The organism is Dyadobacter arcticus, from assembly GCF_011762185.1.
GTDB classification, from domain to species: Bacteria; Bacteroidota; Bacteroidia; order Cytophagales; family Spirosomataceae; genus Dyadobacter; species Dyadobacter arcticus.
Genome location: NZ_JAASQJ010000001.1, coordinates 211,366 through 231,820, shown reverse-complemented (window position 1 = coordinate 231,820; position 20,455 = coordinate 211,366). Strand labels below are relative to the sequence as shown.

Annotated in this window: 20 protein-coding genes and 4 tRNA genes; 23 read left to right on the top strand and 1 reads right to left on the bottom strand. The window is 42.3% G+C overall.

Annotation, left to right across the window (positions count from 1 at the left end):
* Positions 1 to 8: 8 nt before the first annotated feature.
* The 15 genes from nrfD (at position 9) to FHS68_RS00960 (ending at position 14,847) form a co-directional block, all read left to right on the top strand.
* The gene (gene nrfD / locus FHS68_RS01030) at positions 9 to 1,442 is read left to right on the top strand and encodes an NrfD/PsrC family molybdoenzyme membrane anchor subunit (protein ID WP_167266344.1); all 1,434 of its coding nucleotides are present in this window, start codon (positions 9 to 11) and stop codon (positions 1,440 to 1,442) included.
* A gap of 42 nt (positions 1,443 to 1,484) precedes the next feature.
* Complete coding sequence (locus FHS68_RS01025) at positions 1,485 to 2,015, top strand: DUF3341 domain-containing protein (protein ID WP_167266342.1); 531 nt, start codon at positions 1,485 to 1,487, stop codon at positions 2,013 to 2,015.
* Positions 2,016 to 2,029: 14 nt separating this feature from the next.
* Entirely contained in the window at positions 2,030 to 2,638 is a 609-nt protein-coding gene (locus FHS68_RS01020) for a c-type cytochrome (protein WP_167266339.1), read from the top strand.
* A 35-nt stretch (positions 2,639 to 2,673) separates the two neighbouring features.
* Positions 2,674 to 4,056 carry a quinol:cytochrome C oxidoreductase gene (locus tag FHS68_RS01015; RefSeq protein WP_167266336.1) on the top strand — a complete coding sequence of 461 codons (1,383 nt, stop codon included), beginning with the start codon at positions 2,674 to 2,676 and terminating at the stop codon, positions 4,054 to 4,056.
* A 20-nt stretch (positions 4,057 to 4,076) separates the two neighbouring features.
* A complete protein-coding gene (locus tag FHS68_RS01010; protein ID WP_167266334.1) occupies positions 4,077 to 5,183 on the top strand; it encodes a cytochrome c oxidase subunit II in 1,107 nt (368 codons plus the stop codon).
* A 27-nt stretch (positions 5,184 to 5,210) separates the two neighbouring features.
* On the top strand, positions 5,211 to 7,094 hold the full coding sequence (locus FHS68_RS01005; protein WP_167266331.1) for a cytochrome c oxidase subunit I: 1,884 nt from the start codon (positions 5,211 to 5,213) through the stop codon (positions 7,092 to 7,094).
* A 28-nt stretch (positions 7,095 to 7,122) separates the two neighbouring features.
* The gene (locus tag FHS68_RS01000; protein ID WP_310588485.1) at positions 7,123 to 8,106 is read left to right on the top strand and encodes a COX15/CtaA family protein; all 984 of its coding nucleotides are present in this window, start codon (positions 7,123 to 7,125) and stop codon (positions 8,104 to 8,106) included.
* Positions 8,107 to 8,113: 7 nt separating this feature from the next.
* Positions 8,114 to 9,007, top strand: coding sequence for a heme o synthase (gene cyoE, locus FHS68_RS00995; RefSeq protein WP_167266326.1), 894 nt, complete (start codon positions 8,114 to 8,116; stop codon positions 9,005 to 9,007).
* A 20-nt stretch (positions 9,008 to 9,027) separates the two neighbouring features.
* Entirely contained in the window at positions 9,028 to 9,615 is a 588-nt protein-coding gene (locus tag FHS68_RS00990; protein WP_167268653.1) for a cytochrome c oxidase subunit 3, read from the top strand.
* A 12-nt stretch (positions 9,616 to 9,627) separates the two neighbouring features.
* Positions 9,628 to 10,398 carry a cytochrome c oxidase subunit 3 gene (locus FHS68_RS00985; RefSeq protein ID WP_167266324.1) on the top strand — a complete coding sequence of 257 codons (771 nt, stop codon included), beginning with the start codon at positions 9,628 to 9,630 and terminating at the stop codon, positions 10,396 to 10,398.
* 28 nt (positions 10,399 to 10,426) lie between these two features.
* Positions 10,427 to 10,756 carry a cytochrome C oxidase subunit IV family protein gene (locus FHS68_RS00980; protein ID WP_167266321.1) on the top strand — a complete coding sequence of 110 codons (330 nt, stop codon included), beginning with the start codon at positions 10,427 to 10,429 and terminating at the stop codon, positions 10,754 to 10,756.
* An 11-nt stretch (positions 10,757 to 10,767) separates the two neighbouring features.
* Positions 10,768 to 11,400: a hypothetical protein gene (locus FHS68_RS00975; RefSeq protein WP_167266318.1), complete on the top strand. Its 633-nt coding sequence runs from the start codon at positions 10,768 to 10,770 to the stop codon at positions 11,398 to 11,400.
* A gap of 3 nt (positions 11,401 to 11,403) precedes the next feature.
* Positions 11,404 to 11,943: a DUF420 domain-containing protein gene (locus tag FHS68_RS00970; protein ID WP_167266315.1), complete on the top strand. Its 540-nt coding sequence runs from the start codon at positions 11,404 to 11,406 to the stop codon at positions 11,941 to 11,943.
* Positions 11,940 to 12,221, top strand: coding sequence for a CAMCR motif-containing small membrane protein (locus FHS68_RS00965; RefSeq protein WP_167266312.1), 282 nt, complete (start codon positions 11,940 to 11,942; stop codon positions 12,219 to 12,221). Before FHS68_RS00970 ends, FHS68_RS00965 begins: the two co-directional genes overlap by 4 nt.
* 100 nt (positions 12,222 to 12,321) lie before the next feature.
* Entirely contained in the window at positions 12,322 to 14,847 is a 2,526-nt protein-coding gene (locus FHS68_RS00960; protein WP_167266309.1) for a glycosyl hydrolase, read from the top strand.
* Here FHS68_RS00960 and murI read toward each other — a convergent pair whose 3' ends face one another.
* Complete coding sequence (murI, locus tag FHS68_RS00955) at positions 14,848 to 15,657, bottom strand: glutamate racemase (RefSeq protein WP_167266306.1); 810 nt, start codon at positions 15,655 to 15,657, stop codon at positions 14,848 to 14,850. It abuts the gene before it with no gap.
* A 182-nt stretch (positions 15,658 to 15,839) separates the two neighbouring features.
* Here murI and FHS68_RS00950 point away from each other — a divergent pair, with 182 nt between their 5' ends.
* The 8 genes from FHS68_RS00950 (at position 15,840) to FHS68_RS00915 (ending at position 20,440) form a co-directional block, all read left to right on the top strand.
* The gene (locus FHS68_RS00950) at positions 15,840 to 16,430 is read left to right on the top strand and encodes an RNA polymerase sigma factor (protein ID WP_167266304.1); all 591 of its coding nucleotides are present in this window, start codon (positions 15,840 to 15,842) and stop codon (positions 16,428 to 16,430) included.
* Positions 16,411 to 17,229 (top strand): hypothetical protein, encoded by an 819-nt coding sequence (locus FHS68_RS00945; protein WP_167266301.1) that lies wholly within the window; start codon positions 16,411 to 16,413, stop codon positions 17,227 to 17,229. Before FHS68_RS00950 ends, FHS68_RS00945 begins: the two co-directional genes overlap by 20 nt.
* A gap of 12 nt (positions 17,230 to 17,241) precedes the next feature.
* Positions 17,242 to 18,339, top strand: a complete 1,098-nt coding sequence (locus FHS68_RS00940) for a hypothetical protein (RefSeq protein ID WP_167266299.1) — start codon at positions 17,242 to 17,244, stop codon at positions 18,337 to 18,339.
* 164 nt (positions 18,340 to 18,503) lie between these two features.
* Positions 18,504 to 18,586, top strand: a tRNA-Tyr gene (locus FHS68_RS00935).
* A gap of 55 nt (positions 18,587 to 18,641) precedes the next feature.
* Positions 18,642 to 18,714: transfer RNA gene (locus FHS68_RS00930), tRNA-Gly, on the top strand.
* A gap of 89 nt (positions 18,715 to 18,803) precedes the next feature.
* Positions 18,804 to 18,875: transfer RNA gene (locus FHS68_RS00925), tRNA-Thr, on the top strand.
* Positions 18,876 to 19,081: 206 nt separating this feature from the next.
* Positions 19,082 to 20,269 carry an elongation factor Tu gene (tuf, locus tag FHS68_RS00920; protein WP_167266296.1) on the top strand — a complete coding sequence of 396 codons (1,188 nt, stop codon included), beginning with the start codon at positions 19,082 to 19,084 and terminating at the stop codon, positions 20,267 to 20,269.
* Positions 20,270 to 20,369: 100 nt separating this feature from the next.
* Positions 20,370 to 20,440: transfer RNA gene (locus tag FHS68_RS00915), tRNA-Trp, on the top strand.
* Positions 20,441 to 20,455: the final 15 nt, after the last annotated feature.

The following is a 20,455-nucleotide window of genomic DNA, read 5'->3' as shown; positions in this document are numbered from 1 at the left end:
ACAGTAATATGCATGTTACTTCACCTGTAAGAGAACCACTGATCCAAGGTGGGAAAACGTACGCAGACGTAACGGAAGATATTTGCCGCCAGGTAGAAGGGGCTCCAACCAAGGAGTGGAAGATTGCTTTCGGCATCTCTCTGCTCGTACTGGCTTATGGCTCCGCTTGTCTTGCCTGGACTTGGTGGGAAGGTCTTGGAGTTTGGGGTTTGAATAAAACGGTAGGCTGGGCTTGGGATATTACTAATTTCGTTTGGTGGGTTGGTATTGGTCACGCTGGTACATTGATCTCCGCAATTCTATTACTGTTCCGCCAGAAATGGAGAACTTCGATTAACCGTGCAGCAGAGGCAATGACGATTTTTGCAGTTCTCTGTGCAGCATCGTTCATTTTAATGCACATGGGCCGTCCTTGGATGGCTTATTGGGCATTACCGTTACCAAATGCTTTCGGATCTCTTTGGGTTAATTTCAACTCACCACTGGTTTGGGACGTTTTTGCGATTAGCACTTATTTTTCAGTTTCCCTGGTATTCTGGTACATTGGCCTAATACCCGATCTCGCTACCATTCGTGACCGGGCAACAAGCAAAGTATCTCGCTTCATGTATGGTACTTTCGCCATGGGCTGGGATGGATCTGCAAAGACCTGGTCAAGATACGAGTACATTAGCTTAATCCTGGCCGGTCTGTCCACACCACTCGTACTTTCGGTTCACACCATTGTAAGTATGGACTTTGCCACGTCCGTAATTCCAGGATGGCATACAACGATTTTCCCTCCCTATTTCGTGGCAGGTGCTATTTTCTCTGGATTTGCAATGGTTCAAAACCTGATGCTGATTACCCGTGTTGTGTATCGTCTCGAGGACTACATCACACTGGAACACATCGAAACAATGAATAAGGTGATTACGCTTACCGGTTCAGTGGTGGGTGTGGCTTATATAACAGAATTTTTTATTGCCTGGTACAGTGGGGTGGAATACGAATATTATGCGTTTTTCAATCGTATGACAGGGCCATATTGGTGGGCATACTGGGCAATGATGACTTGCAACGTAATTTCACCTCAGCTTTTCTGGTCTCGTAAATTACGCCGCAGCATCACATTTACATTCTTTATCTCCGTGGTTGTGAATATCGGAATGTGGTTCGAGCGATTTGTAATCATTGTTACCTCTCTTCACCGTGACTATCTTCCTTCCAGTTGGGCAATGTTTTCTCCGACTAGGTATGATATAGGTGATTATATATTCTCTTTCGGGCTTTTCTTCACCTTGTTCTTGCTATTTTCTAAGTATTTGCCAGTGATTAACATGGCAGAGGTGAAAGCAGTAATCCGCTCAACTTCCGCTAACCCGCCAGCCAAAATCGCGGGTGTCGCAAAAGTAAGGCAACGTGGAACTGCTGAGCCCGTTTTTAATAAGGATAAAGAATAGTTTCGTCAAGCGACTTTCAGGTATTTATATTATCATAATAGTATGGCAGAGTTATCTGGTAAATTTTTGGTCGGAGTCTATGATGATGATGATACTGTTCTTCATGCAGTGCCTCGTCTGAGAAAGGCTGGGGTAAAAATTAAAGAGGTTTATTCGCCATTCCCGATTCACGGAATGGATGAGGCATTGGGTCATCCGCGTACCAGAATTGGGATTGCGGCATTTATGTTCGGAGTTACGGGATGTATCTGCGCACTGGTATTAATGATCTGGACGATGGGTATTGACTGGCCAATGATTGTTGGAGGAAAAGATCCAATATCCATACCTAATTACATCCCTATTACATTCGAGTTGACGGTACTTTTTACCGCATTTGGAATGGTTACTACTTTCTTTATTTCCAATGGACTGGGGCCTGGTACACACTTTCATCCCCGTTTTGATGTGCGTTCGACGGATAACAAGTTCGTAATGGCTATAGATTTAGGAAGAAATTCAATGAGCGAGGAAGAAATATCACGTGCGTTGAGAGACAGTGGTGCTGAAGAGGTCAACCTTAAACAATTTTAATGCCGTTTTGAACAATGAAATTTAAAAGTTTAAATAGATACCTGTTGGTTGCTATCGTTTTGCTTACAGCCGTTTTGGGTTGTAAAAACGATCCTAATAATCCTGGAAAGGAGTATGCACCTAACATGTACCTGCCGGTAGGTTATGAACCCTACAAACAGGAAAAGGCCAATCCGATAAACCCAATGGGGTTGACAATGCGACTACCCGTTGAGGGGACTGTTGCGAGAAGAAATTATAAAACATCATTTGGCGAGACAGATTCGGCAAGGGTGGATTTAATGGTATACAATATTTCAGCAGACAGTATTTCAATCTCCGAAAGGGTTTTGAAAAATCCGGTGCCTCTGAACGAAGCTACCCTGGCGGAAGGTAAAATTTTATATGAAAGATATTGCCAGCATTGCCATGGTGCAACAGGAGCTGGTGATGGCAAGGTTGGGGCGATGTACAAGGGGGTGCCTAACTATGCAAGTGATGCATATAAGAGTTTGAATGAAGGCCATATTTTTCATGTCATAACACACGGTAAAGCTCGTATGTGGCCTCACGGATCACAGATTAACCCTGAGGAACGCTGGAAGATTGTCCATTATGTACAGAAATTGCAAAAAGGGGCATAATTAGAATTTTAATAACAGAGAAATAATTTTAGATAATGGCATCAGCACATTCGATTCCTTCTATTGAAGAACGGTTTGAATTTACATCAGAAGCTAAGCGAAATTTACTTATTGGCGGCGGTGTCGGACTGGCTCTTGTATTATTAGGAGCTTACCTGGCCGCGACTGGCGGCGGGCATGAGGCAGCTGCCCATGGTGCGGAGCATGCGGCTAATGCACTTGCAAGAACAACATCGGAACATGCCGCTGGTGGCCATGAAGCTGCTGCTGCGGTTGGCCACGAAGGTGCTGCGGCTGAGGGGGGTCACCATGCTAAGAGTTGGATGACAAGAATTTGGGCTAACCTTTGGGTAAATGCGGTATACTTTACAGGGATGTCCGTAGTCGGGATGTTTTTTATTTCCTATAATTATTTGGCTCAGGCTGGATGGTCCGCTGTTTTTAAACGAGTTCCTGAAGCACTGCCTGCGTTTCTGCCATTCACAGGAATTATAATGCTAATTACTTTCTTTTTAGGCGGGCACGATCTGTTCCATTGGACGCATGAAGGGCTTTATGAAATTGGCGGTCCAGAATATGACCCTATTATAGCTGGTAAGAGAGGGTTTTTAAATACACCATTCTTCATCGCGCGACTTGTTATTTATTTCGGTGTATGGTACGGATTGTGGCGTGTGATCAGAAACCTTTCTTTAAAGGAAGATGAAATCGGCGGGACTGAGTTTTATGAAAAATCGATCCGATTTGGAACAGCGTTCCTGGTAGTTTTCGGAGTGACTTCTTCTACATCCGCATGGGATTTTGTGATGTCAATTGATACCCACTGGTTCAGTACAATGTTTGGCTGGTATACACTTGCTAGCTGGCATGTTGCCGGGTTAGCGGTTATAACATTGACAGTCATTATGCTGAGAGAGCGTGGATATTTAAGGGCAGTTAATTCCAGTCACATGCGTGACCTCGGTAAATTTATATTTGCATTCAGCATTTTCTGGACCTATGTATGGTTTGCACAATTTTTGCTTATTTATTATGCTAACCTTCCGGAGGAAACGATTTACTTTCTCGAGAGATTCAGGGGTTATGGAGGATTTTTCAAAGGCCCCTTCTTTGTCACATTATTTCTTAATTTCTTTTTTCCTTTTCTTGTGTTGATGACAAGGGATGCGAAATACACGCATTCAATTCTGAAAGTTGCTTGCTGGAGTGTGATTGTGGGTCATTATATGGATTTCTATACTAATATAATGCCGGGTACGGTTGGAGCTGGTGCAGAACTAGGTCCATTGGAATGGGGATTTTTTGTAATATTTCTTTGTGCGTTTGCTTATTCAATTGCTAGTCAACTTGAAAAGGCAAATCTGATCCCAAGGAATCACCCTATGTTGGAGGAGTCATTGCATCACGATATTGCCTAATTGCAAAACAGTTTATTATCATGTCTATTTTAATCGCAATAGTTGCTCTTGTTTTCGTGGTTCTCACAGGTATTGTGATTTCCAGGTTACAGAACGTTCTTAAAAGTATTAATAAGTCGGATTCCCCAGACGCTGAACCTAGTGGAAACAAGGTTAATGGAGCAATGTTTCTTGTCATTCTGGTGACTGGCGCAGTTGCCATCACCTGGTCATATCTTCACGCGAGGGAATTCTTCCTGCCTGAGGCATCATCGGTACACGGTAGAAGAACTGATGATTTATTTTGGTTTTCTATGGGGATTCTTACCATTCCCTTTATACTTGTGAATTTCCTAATCTTCTTTTTTGCTTGGAAATATCAGCATAAACCAAATCATCGCGCCTCATTTTATCCTGACAATCATAGGCTTGAACTTATCTGGACGATTGTTCCGGCAATTGTCATGGCGCTGCTGGTATTTACAGGTTGGAAAGCATGGTCCGATATTACTTCCGACGCCCCAAGGGATTCGGAAGTAATCGAAATAACGGGTAAGCAATTCAACTGGATTGTGCGTTACTCCGGGGTAAGTGATAACAAATTAGGGAACTACAATTTTAAATTGATCGACGCGCAGAATGAGGTTGGAATTGATTTATCCGACGAGAATTCATTCGATGACTTTACCAATCCCAGCGAAATGCACATTCCCGTGAATCGTCCCGTTCTGCTGAGAATTCGCGCAAGGGATGTTTTGCATAGTGTATTCATTCCTCATATGAGAGTTAAAATGGATGCGGTTCCTGGAATGCCAACGAAGTTTTGGTTTGTGGCTGATAAATCAACTGCTGATATGCGCGCAGAGCTGAACAATCCAAAATTCGACTATGAAATTGCTTGTACCGAGGTATGTGGTCAAGGTCATTTTTCTATGAAGTTGAGACTGATTGTGGAGGATGAGGCGTCTTATAAGAAATGGTGCGCTGAGCAAGCTACCTTTCTGCAAACCTACCCGGAGTACCTCGCGAAGGTACCGGAGAATTTGAAAGCTAAGGCTATGAAATATGTACCGGCAGAAGCAGTTACTCCAGCCGACAGTTCTTCGACGTCTGCCGGTGGAGCAGGAACAAGTACAAGTCTACGCTAATTAATAATTTTAAAATATTAAAAGTATATGTCAGCTATTGAAGGAGTGGTAACAGCTCAACATCACGCAGAGGAGCACGAACACCACCATGAAGCACAAAATTTTTGGCAAAAATATATATTTTGTGAGGATCACAAAGTAATTGCAAAGCAGTACTTGATTTCAGGAATTATATGGGCAGTAATTGGTATTTCCATGTCTGTTGTTTTCCGTATACAGCTTGGGTTGCCAGAGTCTAATCTGTCATGGCTAAAACCTATTCTGGGTGGTTGGATCAGTGAATCCGGGAAGCTAGACCCGAATTTTTACCTGGCCTTGGTTACCATGCACGGAACAATCATGGTATTCTTCGTATTGACAGCCGGATTGAGTGGAACGTTCAGTAACTTCTTAATTCCCTTACAGATTGGCGCAAGGGACATGGCATCCGGATTTATGAACATGTTGTCTTACTGGTTTTTCTTTGTTGCCAGTGTAATCATGTTTATTTCGCTGTTTTTGCAAACGGGTCCCGCAGCGGGGGGGTGGGTGATTTATCCTCCATTAAGTGCATTACCGCAGGCGCATATGGGATCAGGCATGGGTATGACACTCTGGTTGGTGAGTATGGCGCTTTTTATTGTATCCCAATTATTAGGAGGTATTAATTACATTACTACTGTAATCAACCTGCGAACAAGAGGTATGTCATTCGACCGGCTGCCATTGACCATTTGGTCATTTCTAATTACCGCAATTTTGGGTCTGATATCATTTCCAGTATTATTTTCATCGGTTCTGCTTCTGATTTTTGACCGTCACTTCGGTACAAGCTTCTACCTTTCAGATATTTATATCAATGGAGAAGCACTTCCCAATGTAGGAGGAAGCCCGATCTTATTCCAGCACCTTTTCTGGTTTTTGGGTCATCCGGAGGTGTACATCGTTTTGCTTCCAGGGTTAGGAATTACCTCAGAAGTTATCGCTACAAATTCGCGTAAACCTATTTTCGGTTATCGTGCCATGATTGCCTCCATGCTTGGTATTGCCTTTCTCGCCTTTATCGTATGGGCGCACCATATGTTTGTCACGGGGATGAATCCGTTCCTCGGATCGGTGTTTATGTTCCTCACCTTGATTATTGCGGTTCCTTCTGCGGTTAAAGGATTTAACTACATTACCACACTTTGGAAAGGCAATATCGTATTCACACCGGGAATGCTTTTCTCAATTGGATTGGTGTCGCTATTTGTTTCCGGAGGTCTCACGGGTATCATTCTTGGTAATAGTGCATTAGACATTCAGTTACACGATACCTATTTTGTTGTAGCGCATTTCCACCTTGTAATGGGTGCCGCATCCGCTTTCGGACTTTTTGCCGGTGTTTATCACTGGTTCCCTAAAATGTTTGGCCGCATGATGAATACAACATTGGGACAGATACATTTTTGGTTTACGTTTATCGGCATATACCTGATATTTATTCCAATGCATTATGTTGGTATAGCAGGGTTCCCACGTAGGTATTATCAGTTTACCAGCTACGATTTTACGCATAAATACATGGATATGAACATGTTTATCTCGGTTGCTGCTATCCTGTCATTCCTTGCGCAGTTCATTTTCTTATGGAACTTCTTCTACAGCATTTTCAAGGGCAAAAGGGCTCCACAAAATCCATGGCGTTCAAATACGCTGGAATGGACTACACCGATTCATCCTGGCCATGGAAACTGGGAAGGTCAGATTCCAGCAGTTTATCGTTGGTCGTATGATTATAGTAAGCCCGGTGCAAAAGAGGATTTCATTCCACAAAATATTCCGTATTCTCAAACGCTGGAATCCAATTTCCCTCATGAAAATGAGTTGATCGCTGCGGAAAAGGCAATTGAGTCACAGAACTTTAATGATCAGTTCAACGCATCTCATTGATTCCAAGGCCAACCGGCGTTTTCGCCGATTGGCCTTAAATACTGTCATTACGCTCTATTTTCTGATCATAGCAGGTGGGGTTGTGAGAAGCACCGGTGCAGGGATGGGATGTCCCGATTGGCCCAGATGTTTCGGGAGTTGGGTTCCTCCAACAGAGGCTTCTCAGCTGCCAGCCAATTATAAAGAGAACTATGGCGCTAAGCTAAAGGGAGAAGTTGAATTTAATCCTGTTAAAACCTGGATTGAATATGTGAATAGGCTTCTCGGCGCTTTTACCGGCATCATGATCTTTCTCACATTACTAGCCTCAATTCCTTTTCTAAAAACTGGGGACAAGCAAATTTTCTTTTTCTGCCTTGCGGCATTTTTGCTGGTTGGTTTCCAGGGCTGGCTGGGTGCCAAAGTCGTTTCCTTTGAATTATTACCAATAGTGGTAACGTTGCATATGCTCTTGGCAATCGTTATCGTGTTTGTTTTACTGTATTTATTGACCTGGTCCAGATTTTCGGCATATACACTTTTTAAAACTAATGAGAGCAGAAAAGTCTTAAATACCATTGGGCTGGTTGTGATGGGTCTATCACTGTTTCAAATTTTACTTGGAACTCAGGTAAGGGAAGCGATGGATGAGGTAATTGTGAAATTAGGTTATAGTTCAAGAGCTAGATGGATTAGCGAGCTGGGAGTGAAATTCTACATTCACAGGTCATTTTCAACAATAGTCTTCGGATTTAATATATTTTGGATCAACAAAATACTTAAAACCGAAGGTAGAATGACTTTGCCGGGCAGGATTGCAATTGCCTGTCTATTTATAATGTTAGCGGAGATCGGGACAGGCTTAATAATGGCCTATTTAGGAGTTCCGCCTTTTGCACAGCCGCTTCATCTAACATTCGCTATTCTGCTAATCGGTTTACAGTTCGTCGGTTGGCTGGTAATAAACGGAAATAAATATCTTAGATACAACAATAAAAAAATTGGTGAGCATCAAATGCTTACTAGCAAGTAATTTACCAATGACATCAGCACAGAATATCATCATATCGGTAGCGGGCATCAAGGAAAGACTGGGTGTTTTGTTTGAGTTACTTAAATTTAGATTGGCCTCCCTGATTGCTTTTTCCGGTGCTATGGGTTATTGCCTTGGGGCGAAGGATGCAAAAACTACCGACCTGATCCTTTTCGTTTTTGCTTCAATTGGGATCACTGGCGCGGCAAACATAATTAATCAAATTCTTGAAAAAGATTATGATAAGCTGATGAAAAGAACTGCCTCGAGACCCTTACCAAGCGGAAGAATCACAATTGAGCAAGCAGCAATTTGGGCAGTTATTTTAGGAGTTCTTTCATTAACAATTTTTGTCTTTGCATTTAATCTGGCTACTGGGTTGTTGTCGCTTCTCTCATTGGTTCTGTATGGATTTGTCTATACGCCATTGAAAAGAGTTGGACCCATAGCTGTTTTCGTAGGTGCAATTCCAGGCGCCTTTCCGCCAATGATCGGTTGGGTTGCGGCGACTAATCACTTCGGACTAGAACCGGGTATACTGTTTGCGATTCAGTTTTTCTGGCAGTTTCCACACTTTTGGGCAATTGCTTGGGTTTTAGATGAGGATTATAAGCGGGCCGGCTTTAAATTGCTGCCAGCAAATGGTTTGAAAGACCTGGATACCACATTCCGGATTATGATTTACACGCTTTTCCTTCTGCCTGTTGGATGGCTTCCATATAAATTGGGAATGACGGGGATTAACTCCGCTTTAATTGCGACCGTTTTCGGAGTCTTATTTCTTGCACAGACGTTTCATTTGATGCGTACGTGTACAGATAAGACAGCGCGTCAACTCATGTTCGGGTCGTTTATATATTTACCGATTGTACAGATTGCTTTTTTGTTGGATAAATTGTGAAATTGAAATTAGGAGAGAAAATGGAAAATGTTCAGCAATATAAAGTAGAAAGAGAACCACAGGAGACATTGGCAATGGATCCAATGAAATTCATTTTGTGGTTGTTCCTGGTTAGTATCATTATGCTTTTTGCATCGCAGTCGAGTGCATACCTGGTTCGTAGAGCGGAGGGAAACTGGCTAGAATTTGAAATGCCGCGGATATTCTGGTACAGTACGGCAGTGCTGGTAGTCAGTAGTGCAGCAATGCAGTGGGCCTATTATTCGGCAAAAAAAGATCAGTTCAAACAATTGAAAATAGCAATTTCTATTACTTTTGTACTTGGCCTGGCTTTCCTTTGGATGCAGTTTGAGGGATGGAGAAAGCTGGTAGATATGAATGTATATTTCGTAGGAAACCCGTCAGGTTCGTTTTTTTACGTATTCACCGGACTACACGGTTTTCACATTATCAGCGGTCTGATCGTATTACTGTATTCCTGGATAGCTGCATTCAAATTGCAGGTTCATGGGAAAAATCTTAGGAGGATTCAGATCTGTGTATCTTACTGGCATTTTTTGGATATTCTGTGGTTATATCTATTCGCATTTTTATTGACCTTTAATTAATATTTTTTCTCAATGGCTGCAAATGTAACAACACCTGGCGCGATAGAACCCAAAATGTGGATGGGGGGCATTGAGCCTATGAAAGCAAGTTATGGTAAACTGATGATGTGGTTTTTTCTCATCTCGGATACCTTTACTTTCTCCGCCTTATTGGTGGCATATGGCACAGCCCGGTTCAGTTTCCCTGCATTTGCGGGTAAAGCAGCTGATTTTTCATTCTCAAACATGTATTGGCCGATACCTGAAAAGGTTTATGAAGCAGTGCCTTTTTTACATGGCATCTCCTTGCCGTTGGTTTTTGTGGGTATCATGACCTTCATTTTGATTGCGAGTAGCGTGACTATGGTACTTGCAGTGGAAGCAGGGCATAGAATGGATCGCGCTAATGTCGAAAAATATATGCTTTGGACTATTTTAGGAGGCTTTACTTTCCTGGGTTGCCAGGCTTGGGAATGGGCCCACTTTATACACGGCACAGATGCTGGTAGTGTTATGAAAGTAATCGAAAACGGTGCCTGGGCTGAAAAGACGATATTTGGTGCAAATCTTACTGAAAATCAGTATGGTCCGCCAGCTTTTGCAGACTTCTTCTTTTTCATTACAGGATTCCACGGTACCCACGTTTTTAGTGGTGTTATCTTGAATATTTTAATATTCTTCCGATCTGCGACAGGATTTTATGATAAGAGAGGAAGCTACGAAATGGTCGAAAAAGTTGGCCTTTACTGGCACTTTGTTGATTTGGTGTGGGTATTTGTATTCACATTCTTTTACCTGGTTTAAACTACGAACATTATAATTCCAAAGTCAAATGTCAGAAGTACATCACGTTCACAATCAGGATCCTAATGCAGGTGCTGAACAACGCAAAGCGATTTGGAAAACTTTCTGGATTCTGCTTGTTTTAACTGCACTGGAATTCATTATCGCCTTTACGGTTCCACCGGGCACATTAAAAGTGTCTGTTTTCATCGTGATGACAATTGTGAAGGCGTTTTATATTGTTGGAGAATTTATGCACTTGAAGCATGAAACCAAATCATTGATATGGAGCATCCTCGTTCCAATTATCTTTGTGGCTTGGTTAATTCTAGCGTTGATGCTTGAAGGCAATGCCATTTTTGAAGCAATTTTTGATTAGAGAATCTATAAATGAAGAATTTTTCCAAGGCCGGATTACTGATCATAACATTAGTAATTCCGGCTTTGATTTTTATTTTTTTAAAATTCTTTGCCAGAAATCATTACGACTTACCCTACTATTTTCCGAAACGAGACGGCCAGGGAAAAGTAGTTTTTAAAAACAAGGATACGGTTTTTTACACATTTGATAACATTTGCAGACCACTTCAAGCTCCTGTTATTACGAATAAATTAACAGTTGTAAGCAGCTTACCTGAGAAATGCGACGATAATTGTAGGTTGGTAATTGCCCAATTACAGCGCATTAACACACTTGGAAATGAAATAACCGAATTGAATCTTCTTACGTTAAGTGAATTTGGTAAGCCAAAAGACAATAGCTTTCCGGAGGAAATAGGGAAAGGTAGATGGCAGCTCGTAAACATTGCCCGAAATGAAATAGACAGCTGTTTCCGGATTGATCTTGCATTCCAGGCAAGTGTGGAGGGAATGGTGATACCGATAGAAGAAAGGCTTATCTTAATTGATCGCGAAGGTTATATCAGAGGTTATTACAATGGTACCAAGGTAGCTGAAACGGATCGTTTGATGGCTGAAATCAAGATCCTGAAATATGAGAATGAAGAAAGTGCAAATCAATAATTTATGGCCACATTACTAATTGAAAAGAAACCCAAGTACGAGCGCATTATTAACATATTGGCGATTGCAATCCCGGTTGCAGTTGCCGTTTTACTTGGTATCAGGCAAAAAATTAATCTGGGCGAGTGGACGAAAGTATTGCCTCATGTCATTGGAGTGATCAATTCTTTGACTGCGATTTTACTGCTTGCTGGTTTTTATTTAATAAAAAATAAAAACTTAAAGGCGCACCGCCAAACGATGACAACAGCTTTCATTTTAGGTGCTGTTTTTTTGGTTTGCTATATATTATACCATGTTTCCAATGAATCTACCCCTTTTGGTGGGCAGGGAATGATTCGGCCTATCTATTACTTTTTACTAATTTCGCATATTCTGCTGTCGATCGTAGTCGTTTGGTTTGTGTTGCGAGCGGTGTATTTTGGATATACAAATCAGATTTTACAACATAGAAAGGCGGTGAAATGGGCATTGCCTATCTGGTTGTATGTCAGCATTAGCGGAGTTCTCGTTTACTTAATGATTAGTCCTTATTACATATGAAAAAGTTAGTTGCAATATCCGGATTTATTATTTTGTTTTTGCTCATGGGCGTAGACTCCTGGGCACAATGCGCAATGTGCAGGGGCTCGGTAGAAAGTTCAATAGGCAATGGCAGAAACAATGTTGGAGCCGGGCTCAACACCGGGATCATGTTTCTTTTTGTAATGCCTTATTTATTGGTGGCCATAATTGGTTATTTGTGGTATCGCAATAGCAAGCGGCATCAGCAGGAACGCCAATTTATTGCTTCCCGTGTGAAGCAGGCTTATCAGGGTTAATTTTTTAAATCAAATAGCATATGAGCGAAACTGGAAACGGTTTCGCTTTTTTTTATGCGTAGAATCGAATTCCTGCGTCTTTAATCAGAAACCTGCTCTCATGCGTCTAGCACTTATTTTCCTGATATTCTTAAGCTGCTTTCTGGTTCGTGCACAGCCTATGTCAACGTCCAAACCCTGGACATATTGGTGGTGGATGGGCAGCGCCGTAACAAAGGAAGATATTTCAGCTCAACTTGATTTTTTCAAAAAGTCTGGTTTGGGTGGTGTGCATATTATCCCGATTTACGGCGTCAAGGGTTACGAGTCGAAAGCTATTCCATTTCTGTCATCAAAATGGATGGAAATGATGCAATATACAGTGAGTGAAGGTCAGCGACGGGGACTTGGCGTAGACATGACGACCGGCACTGGCTGGCCCTTTGGCGGGCCTAATGTGTCAACTGAAATGGCAGCTAAGAATATGTCGATCCTAAATAACAGTCTGCAAGTTGTTCTGACCAAACAAAAAGTTAAACGGGCGGCCCCAGGTGGCGAAGGGTTCGTGCTGGATCCTTTTCACTCCACTGCGATGACAGGCTATCTTTCGAGGTTTGATTCCGCATTTGCTGATGTTAAAAATAAGCCGCGGTCCATGTATATGGATTCTTATGAGGCTTATGGCGCAAATTGGACTAGTGATTTTACAAAACAATTCAAGGAGCGGCGAGGGTATGATCTGGAAACTGAGTTAGCCCTGCTCAATGACTCAACCGGAAAACCATTTTCTGAATTGGTAAAAATCGATTATCAGCAGACGTTATCTGAACTTCTATATGAGCGATATGCACTCCCCTGGGCCAAATGGAGCACAAAACATCGGTTTCTGACCAGGTACCAGGCGCACGGCTCTCCGGGTAACCTGCTCGATTTGTATGCAGCGTCCGATATTCCGGAAACCGAGTCTTTTGGTACAAGCCGTTTTCCCATTCCCGCTTTGCGGGTTGATCCTGATTATTCGATAGATCAATTTGGTACGCCAAATCCATTGGCTATGAAATTTGCATCTTCTGCGGCTCATTTCAACGGAAAAAAGCTGGTAAGCTCTGAGACTGGCACCTGGCTTGCCAATCACTTCAAGGTTTCATTGTCGCAGATTAAGCCACAGATTGATGAATTGTTTGCGTCCGGTATCAATCACATTTTTTACCACGGTATCAATTATTCACCGGAGAAGGAACCGTACCCCGGGTGGTTATTCTATGCTTCTACCAATTTTGGAAAGTCATCCCATTTTGCTGACCAATTTCAATTATTGAACGAGTATGTTGAAAGTTGTCAGGCTTTGCTGCAAAATAGTAAGCCGGATAATGACGTGCTGGTTTATTTTCCTATTCACGATTTGTGGGCTACCAAGGCCAAATCGTCTGGTAATGTGCATTTATTAGAAGTGCATCACGTGGATCGCTGGCTCCTGGATTTGCCTTTTGGGAAGGTTTCACAAAAACTATGGAACGAAGGTTATGCATTTGATTACGTTTCTGATTTACAGTTGACACAATTATCTGTTGATAAAAATGGCAGTCTGAATTCCGGTAACAGCTCTTACAAAACCTTATTAATTCCCGAAAGCAGCTATATGCCAATGAAGACGCTGAATGAGTTAAAACGTTTGGCGAATGCAGGAGCAAAAATTGTTTTCGAGAAAAAAGTGCCAACAACTGTGACCGGTTATGCGGAACATTTACGGCAGCAGCAGCAGTTTAGTCGGGAAATAAACGCATTAACAAAACAGCAAACAGTTAAAGTGTCCGCAGATCTGGAAAAAGATCTGGCTGCTAATGGAGTGGTAAGAGAGCTGAGGTTGGCAGAAAATGGGCTGACATTTATTAGAAAAAGGACCCAGAACGGAGCATTATATTTTGTTACGAATCTTGGAAATCAGTTTCAGGAAGGTTGGCTTCAGTTGGGGAAGGCAGATATGGTCTTCAAAAACGATCCGATGGCCGGAAAGTCTTTATTGTCGCACCGACCGGGCAAAAAAGGGAATGAGTTTTTCTTGTCACTGTTACCCGGCCAATCCTGCTTTCTACAGTCCGGCTTAGACGGGGCTAGGAGTCCGCATTTGGACAACCCCAAACAGGAATTTGAAATAAAAGGTAAATGGCAATTGACTTTTTTGAAAGGTCGGCCGACTCTGCCACATTCGTCCGAAATGGATCAGTTGCAGTCCTGGGCGGAATTACCAGATTCTTCGGAATATTTCTCAGGAACGGCACGGTACAAAATTCAATTCAATCTGCCCGATGGTATGCTTCGCAAGGACGCTTTTATTCAACTTGATTTGGGGGATGTAAGAGAAACTGCAAAAGTCACAATGAATGGGAAAGCATTAGGAACGGTGTGGTCAATTCCATTTCGCATGAATGTAAATGCTGAATTGCTGAAAGCGAAAATGAATGTCCTTGAAATTGAGGTTACCAACCTATCAGCCAATTACATGCGTCTTCGTGATAAGCAGGCGCCAGAATGGAAAAAATTTAATGACATTAACATTGTCGACATCACCTATAAAAAGTTTGATGCTTCCAAATGGAAACCTATGCCTTCGGGTCTGCTTGGTCCTGTCAAACTGATTTATGAGTGATCACTCCCAAAGTGGATAATGTTCCAAGAGGATATGCTGCCCAAAAAATATGTTTGTAGACTGCTCGAAAGATAATGTGTAGTCAGAAACATAAAATTGCCTGATACCCCTACCCTGCTCATTAACCAGAAAATGCTGTTCCAGCAATGCGCGCAATGAATGGGCAACAATTTCGGAGGTATCCAATATGCCTACTTTCTGGCTATAGAAAGCACTGATCTGATTTTTGATCAATGGATAGTGGGTGCATCCCAGGATAAGTGCTTCAATGGATGACAATTGGGGATCTGAAAGATAGTTAGCGATAATACTTTCACTGATGTTATTGTCAAAAAAACCTTCTTCGATCATTGGAGCAAGCAACGGTGTCGCCAATGATTTCAAATGGATATTTTTGTCCAGGGCATCCACCTTCTTTTTGTAAACATTGGACTGCACAGTTTGCTTAGTCCCTATCAATCCAATTGTTTTATCTGCATAATGTTCTTTAATATAATCGACAACGGGATCGATTACATTTAGGACTTTTGCTTTGCTTCCCACATATTCCCTTACCAATTCATAAGCGGCCGCGGAGGCGGAATTACAGGCGATCAGGATCAGCTTGCAATTTTGCTGGAGAAGCATATTGCAGATCTTAATGGAGTAAGCCTGAATGGCCGCCGTCGACTTATCCCCGTATGGAAGGTGGGCGGTATCTCCAAAATAGATCGTATTTTCTTTTGGCAAAAGCCGTGTTACAGCGCTGGCGACGGTCATCCCGCCAATACCACTGTCAAATATTCCAATCGGGGCGGAAGAATCAAGCATAGCAAGTATTTCCCATTAATTAGTCTAAGGTGCGTCAAAACTAACGGAACCGAAGCAATTACCGTTTGAAAACTGAAATAAAATTGATCAGGTCTGACTGAAAATAATATGTTAAAAAACTTTAAGGGCGATGCAACCTCTATGCAAAGAATGAGCATCTTGCTATTGAAACCACAAGTCGAATGGGTCGAATTTTAGCACTATTTAGCCAGGAAGCACAACTTATCAAAGCACTCGGAAAGGGAGATCCGAAAGCGCAAAGACAAGTTTATGATAAATACAGCGCTCGCATGCTGGGTTTATGCTTTCGCTATATATGCGACGAAATGGCGGCCGAGGATGTAATGGTTGAGGGTTTTTTAAAAGTATTTGGGAAGATAGGGCAGTTTAATAGCGAGGGAAGTTTTGAAGGCTGGATCCGCAGAATCATGGTAAATGAAGCGTTGGGATATCTTCGGAAACAAAAGAGAATATTGGAAGATACCTTATCAGATGAAGCCAACAATATTCCGGACTACATTCAGGCAGATCAGAATCTTGATACGGAAGAGTTATTAAAACTCATAGAAACCTTACCGACCGGCTATCGGACTGTGTTCAACCTGTATGCTATTGAAGGTTATGCACATATCGAGATTGCTGAAATGCTTGGGATCAGTGAGAGCACCTCCAAATCGCAATTGCACCGTGCACGCACATTGCTGCAAAGAATGGTTTTTGATTGGGAAAATAGTTTTAAAAAAAAAGTAGAATATGAAAAAGCATCCGGTTGATGATCTTTTCAAGCGCAAACTAACCGAGTGGTACAAAACGCCCTCTGAGAATGCCTGGCTTAAAATACAGGAAGGAACCGAAACGCGCCGCCGACCCGCTGTATGGATTTGGTACGCCGCTGCCAGCGTCGCCGTTTCCCTGATTGCCGGCTACCTGATATGGGGAAATGGGCAGGATGGTACAATAAAACAGACTGACAGTCAAAAAACCGTGGCAACTGTCAAGCAGCAAAAGGGGAAAGAACAGGTTGAAAGCATTGTTAAGGGGCGTGATTTCCAAGCTCAAGTTTTATTAAAACAAAAGGATATTGTCGCGCAAAGAAAAGCTCCCGTTGCCAGACATGAAAAGAACCTGACTCAGCACCAACCAGCTTTTGAAAAAAAACAATCGAAGACACGAGCTGAAACACCGGTTATTGCAATTCAGGAGCCGTCGGTTGTCGAAAATAGTGTGGCATCAGCAGATTCTCCCAAATCTTCGGATATCGAAACTGTAAAACCGCCAGTTGACAAGCTGACAATGCTAGCAGTGGTCAATAAGGAAAAGGCAGAGCAGGCTATAAAGATCGTAGTAGCAGTTGAAGCCAGTAACGATGAGTTTGAAGAGAGGCCTAAGTCTTCGCGATTTTCACGGGTATTCCGCCAGTTAAAAAATGCGAGAGCTGGGGAACGTGTGAATTGGGAAGAGGTAGGGTTTAATCCTAAAAACCTGGTTGCACGTGTTGACGATCGATTGCGCAATAAGGAGGAAAGGACGTCAGAAAGAAATCAAAACCCCATAGAAAGAACAAAACTATAAATGATTTTAGCCATGAAAAGAAATGTATATGTTGCTGTATTGATGCTATTTGTCGTGTTTACAGCAAATGCCTTTAATTTGAAAGAGTCAGGTAACCGTTCTGAAAAGGATTCAATCATAGTCACTTTTGGGGATAAAACCCGTCTGGTAATCTATGGAGAAAACAGAAAAGAATTGGAGAAGATTATGAAGTATGATCTTAATGCTTTGTTGCGGGATCTGAAAGTGAGGCTTGATAGCACAAATGCTGATACCACTTATTTAAGAGAAGAGCTTAACGGAAACCGGTATCTGAAAGACAATGATAAAGAGGAGAAAGATTATGTCCGGATAGGTTTAAGGGGTGTTCACGTAAAAGACGGTGATACCGAGGTGACTATCAACGCGAAGGGAGTTGAGGTAATCGATGATGATGAGAATAGTTCCTCCGACTCTACTTACAGGCGCACTGGCAAACGGTATTACAAATCGCACAGAAATTCAAGTCCCAGAAAGGGTTTCAATATTGCTGTGGGACTAAATACATATGGTGCAAATGAAGCGACGGCGGGCTACAACAAAGTTGATTATGACCTCAAACCTTTTGGATCGCGTTATATCAGTTTAGGCTACATAGCAAGTGCAACTGTTGCCCGTGGTGAAAATGCCAGGCTGCATCTGGATTTTGGGGTTGATTTCTCATGGTATAATATAATGTTCGACGGAAACAATACTATTGACAAGAATGATGAGCGCGTTACATTTCCTATGGTGATGGATGATACGGGCAACGTGGTCGAGATGAAAAAGAGCAAGTTGGTTGTGCCATATGTCAACCTATCATTCATGCCGACCATCAGTTTTCCGCATTCGTTTATCTCATATCTCAGTGCAGGAGCTTACGGAGGCTACCGAATTGGAAGCTATACTAAGCTGCGGCCCGAAGACAGCAAAGATGTGGACCATGTTAGGAAGAACTTTTATCTTGAAGATTTACGATATGGCTTATCAGCGGAAATAGGGATTAGAAATTTTCCCGACCTGTTTGTCAACTATGATATGAACAATCTTTATCAGGATAGTAATGGCCCTTCTGTAAGAATGTTAAGCTTTGGTGTGAGATTGTTTTAACAGCGAAAAGCGCTTTCAAAGGCTGAAATGGGGCATTCTCATTTTAGCCTTTTTTTTTATTTATTTTTTTAATCAAACAATTTGAGAATTTGAGAAAAGGGTATAATTTTGCGACTCCAAAAAGTGGAACGAACGGTTTTCCGGTTGTGTTGAAATGATGTCCGGGGGGTGTACCAGAGTGGCCAAATGGGGCAGACTGTAAATCTGCTGGTGTACGCCTACGGTGGTTCGAATCCATCCGCCCCCACAGTTTGCGCCAGAATTGCTCTTGTAAAACCAGTCAGGAAAGGCAAAAAACATACGCGGAAGTAGCTCAGCTGGTAGAGCGATAGCCTTCCAAGCTATAGGTCGCGAGTTCGAACCTCGTCTTCCGCTCATTGAATACACCATCGAAGCGATTAGCGAAAACATTCAAAATTGAAACTTTTTCGCTAATCGCTTTTTGGTTGTAGGCAGCATTTTCTGCCGTTGTAGCTCAGGGGTAGAGCACTTCCTTGGTAAGGAAGAGGTCGGGGGTTCAAATCCCCCCAATGGCTCGAAAAAAAGAGTACTTTCTTGGTAAGAAAGAGGTCGGGGACGGTTCGCCGTGCGGTTCAAATCCCCCCAATGGCTCGAAGAAGATTTTGATTCTGTATTTGGTTAATTGGTTTTGAAGGGCTTGGAGTTGTAAGCGAAACAGGATCAATCATTAGTGTTTAATAAATTTCGTAATAACATTTTAAATTTTAAGCGTACTTAAGTCATGGCAAAAGAGACGTTTGACCGCTCGAAACCCCACGTAAATATTGGTACTATCGGGCACGTTGACCACGGTAAAACTACCCTTACTGCGGCTATCACAACAGTGTTGGCTAAAAAGGGTTTAGCAGTACTTCGCGATTTCTCATCAATTGATAATGCACCTGAAGAGAAAGAACGCGGTATCACAATTAATACATCACACGTAGAGTACTCGACAGCAAATCGTCACTACGCGCACGTTGACTGTCCAGGTCACGCGGATTATGTGAAAAACATGGTTACCGGAGCTGCTCAGATGGATGGAGCTATCATTGTAGTTGCTGCAACTGATGGTCCAATGCCTCAAACACGTGAGCACATTCTTTTAGCTCGCCAGGTAGGTGTGCCTCAACTAGTTGTATTCATGAATAAAGTGGATATGGTTGATGATCCTGAACTACTTGAGCTTGTTGAAATGGAAATTCGTGAGCTATTGAGCTTCTACGATTATGATGGAGACAACATTCCTGTAATTCAAGGTTCTGCCTTGGGTGGTTTGAATGGCGAAGACAAATGGGTTAAAACCATTGAGGAATTGATGGATGCTGTTGACAGCTACATTCCAATTCCTCCACGTATGACTGAACTTCCCTTCCTTATGCCTGTTGAAGACGTATTCTCGATCACTGGTCGCGGTACTGTTGCAACTGGTCGTATCGAACGTGGTATCATTAACTCAGGCGAGCAAGTTGATATTCTCGGAATGGGTGCTGAGGGCCTTAAATCAGTAGTTACTGGTGTTGAGATGTTCCGTAAAATCCTTGATCGCGGAGAAGCTGGCGACAACGTTGGTTTATTGCTTCGCGGTATTAACAAAGAAGATATCCGTCGTGGGATGGTAATCTGCAAGCCAGGTTCAGTTAAGCCTCATGCTGCTTTCAAAGGCGAGGTTTATGTTCTTTCGAAAGAAGAAGGTGGTCGTCACACACCATTTTTTAACAAATATCGTCCTCAGTTTTATTTCCGTACCACGGATGTAACTGGTGAAATTACACTTCCTGCTGGTGTTGAAATGGTTATGCCAGGTGATAACATTACAATTGAAGTGAAATTGATCAATAAGATTGCTATGGAAAAAGGTCTTCGTTTCGCGATTCGTGAAGGTGGACGTACCGTAGGTGCTGGTCAGGTAACTGAAATTCTTGACTAATTAGTCAGAGAACAATCGCAAGTGCATTTCTTCACGGGATGCACTTGTTTTTTATAATTAAATTGTATCTTTGCAGCCCGAAATAACGGTTGTGTGATAAACGGGTGTAGTTCAAGGGTAGAATAGCGGTCTCCAAAACCGTTGATGGGAGTTCGAATCTCTCCACCCGTGCATAATAAAAAGAAA

Excerpts from the sequence above, each read along its gene's own strand:
- nrfD (WP_167266344.1), top strand. The coding sequence starts at position 9 with ATGCATGTTACTTCACCTGTAAGAGAACCACTGATCCAAGGTGGGAAA.
- FHS68_RS01025 (WP_167266342.1), top strand. The coding sequence starts at position 1,485 with ATGGCAGAGTTATCTGGTAAATTTTTGGTCGGAGTCTATGATGATGAT.
- FHS68_RS01020 (WP_167266339.1), top strand. The coding sequence starts at position 2,030 with ATGAAATTTAAAAGTTTAAATAGATACCTGTTGGTTGCTATCGTTTTG.
- FHS68_RS01015 (WP_167266336.1), top strand. The coding sequence starts at position 2,674 with ATGGCATCAGCACATTCGATTCCTTCTATTGAAGAACGGTTTGAATTT.
- FHS68_RS01010 (WP_167266334.1), top strand. The coding sequence starts at position 4,077 with ATGTCTATTTTAATCGCAATAGTTGCTCTTGTTTTCGTGGTTCTCACA.
- FHS68_RS01005 (WP_167266331.1), top strand. The coding sequence starts at position 5,211 with ATGTCAGCTATTGAAGGAGTGGTAACAGCTCAACATCACGCAGAGGAG.
- cyoE (WP_167266326.1), top strand. The coding sequence starts at position 8,114 with ATGACATCAGCACAGAATATCATCATATCGGTAGCGGGCATCAAGGAA.
- FHS68_RS00990 (WP_167268653.1), top strand. The coding sequence starts at position 9,028 with ATGGAAAATGTTCAGCAATATAAAGTAGAAAGAGAACCACAGGAGACA.
- FHS68_RS00985 (WP_167266324.1), top strand. The coding sequence starts at position 9,628 with ATGGCTGCAAATGTAACAACACCTGGCGCGATAGAACCCAAAATGTGG.
- FHS68_RS00980 (WP_167266321.1), top strand. The coding sequence starts at position 10,427 with ATGTCAGAAGTACATCACGTTCACAATCAGGATCCTAATGCAGGTGCT.
- FHS68_RS00975 (WP_167266318.1), top strand. The coding sequence starts at position 10,768 with ATGAAGAATTTTTCCAAGGCCGGATTACTGATCATAACATTAGTAATT.
- FHS68_RS00970 (WP_167266315.1), top strand. The coding sequence starts at position 11,404 with ATGGCCACATTACTAATTGAAAAGAAACCCAAGTACGAGCGCATTATT.
- FHS68_RS00965 (WP_167266312.1), top strand. The coding sequence starts at position 11,940 with ATGAAAAAGTTAGTTGCAATATCCGGATTTATTATTTTGTTTTTGCTC.
- FHS68_RS00960 (WP_167266309.1), top strand. The coding sequence starts at position 12,322 with ATGCGTCTAGCACTTATTTTCCTGATATTCTTAAGCTGCTTTCTGGTT.
- murI (WP_167266306.1), bottom strand. The coding sequence starts at position 15,657 with ATGCTTGATTCTTCCGCCCCGATTGGAATATTTGACAGTGGTATTGGC.
- FHS68_RS00950 (WP_167266304.1), top strand. The coding sequence starts at position 15,840 with ATGGGTCGAATTTTAGCACTATTTAGCCAGGAAGCACAACTTATCAAA.
- FHS68_RS00945 (WP_167266301.1), top strand. The coding sequence starts at position 16,411 with ATGAAAAAGCATCCGGTTGATGATCTTTTCAAGCGCAAACTAACCGAG.
- FHS68_RS00940 (WP_167266299.1), top strand. The coding sequence starts at position 17,242 with ATGAAAAGAAATGTATATGTTGCTGTATTGATGCTATTTGTCGTGTTT.
- tuf (WP_167266296.1), top strand. The coding sequence starts at position 19,082 with ATGGCAAAAGAGACGTTTGACCGCTCGAAACCCCACGTAAATATTGGT.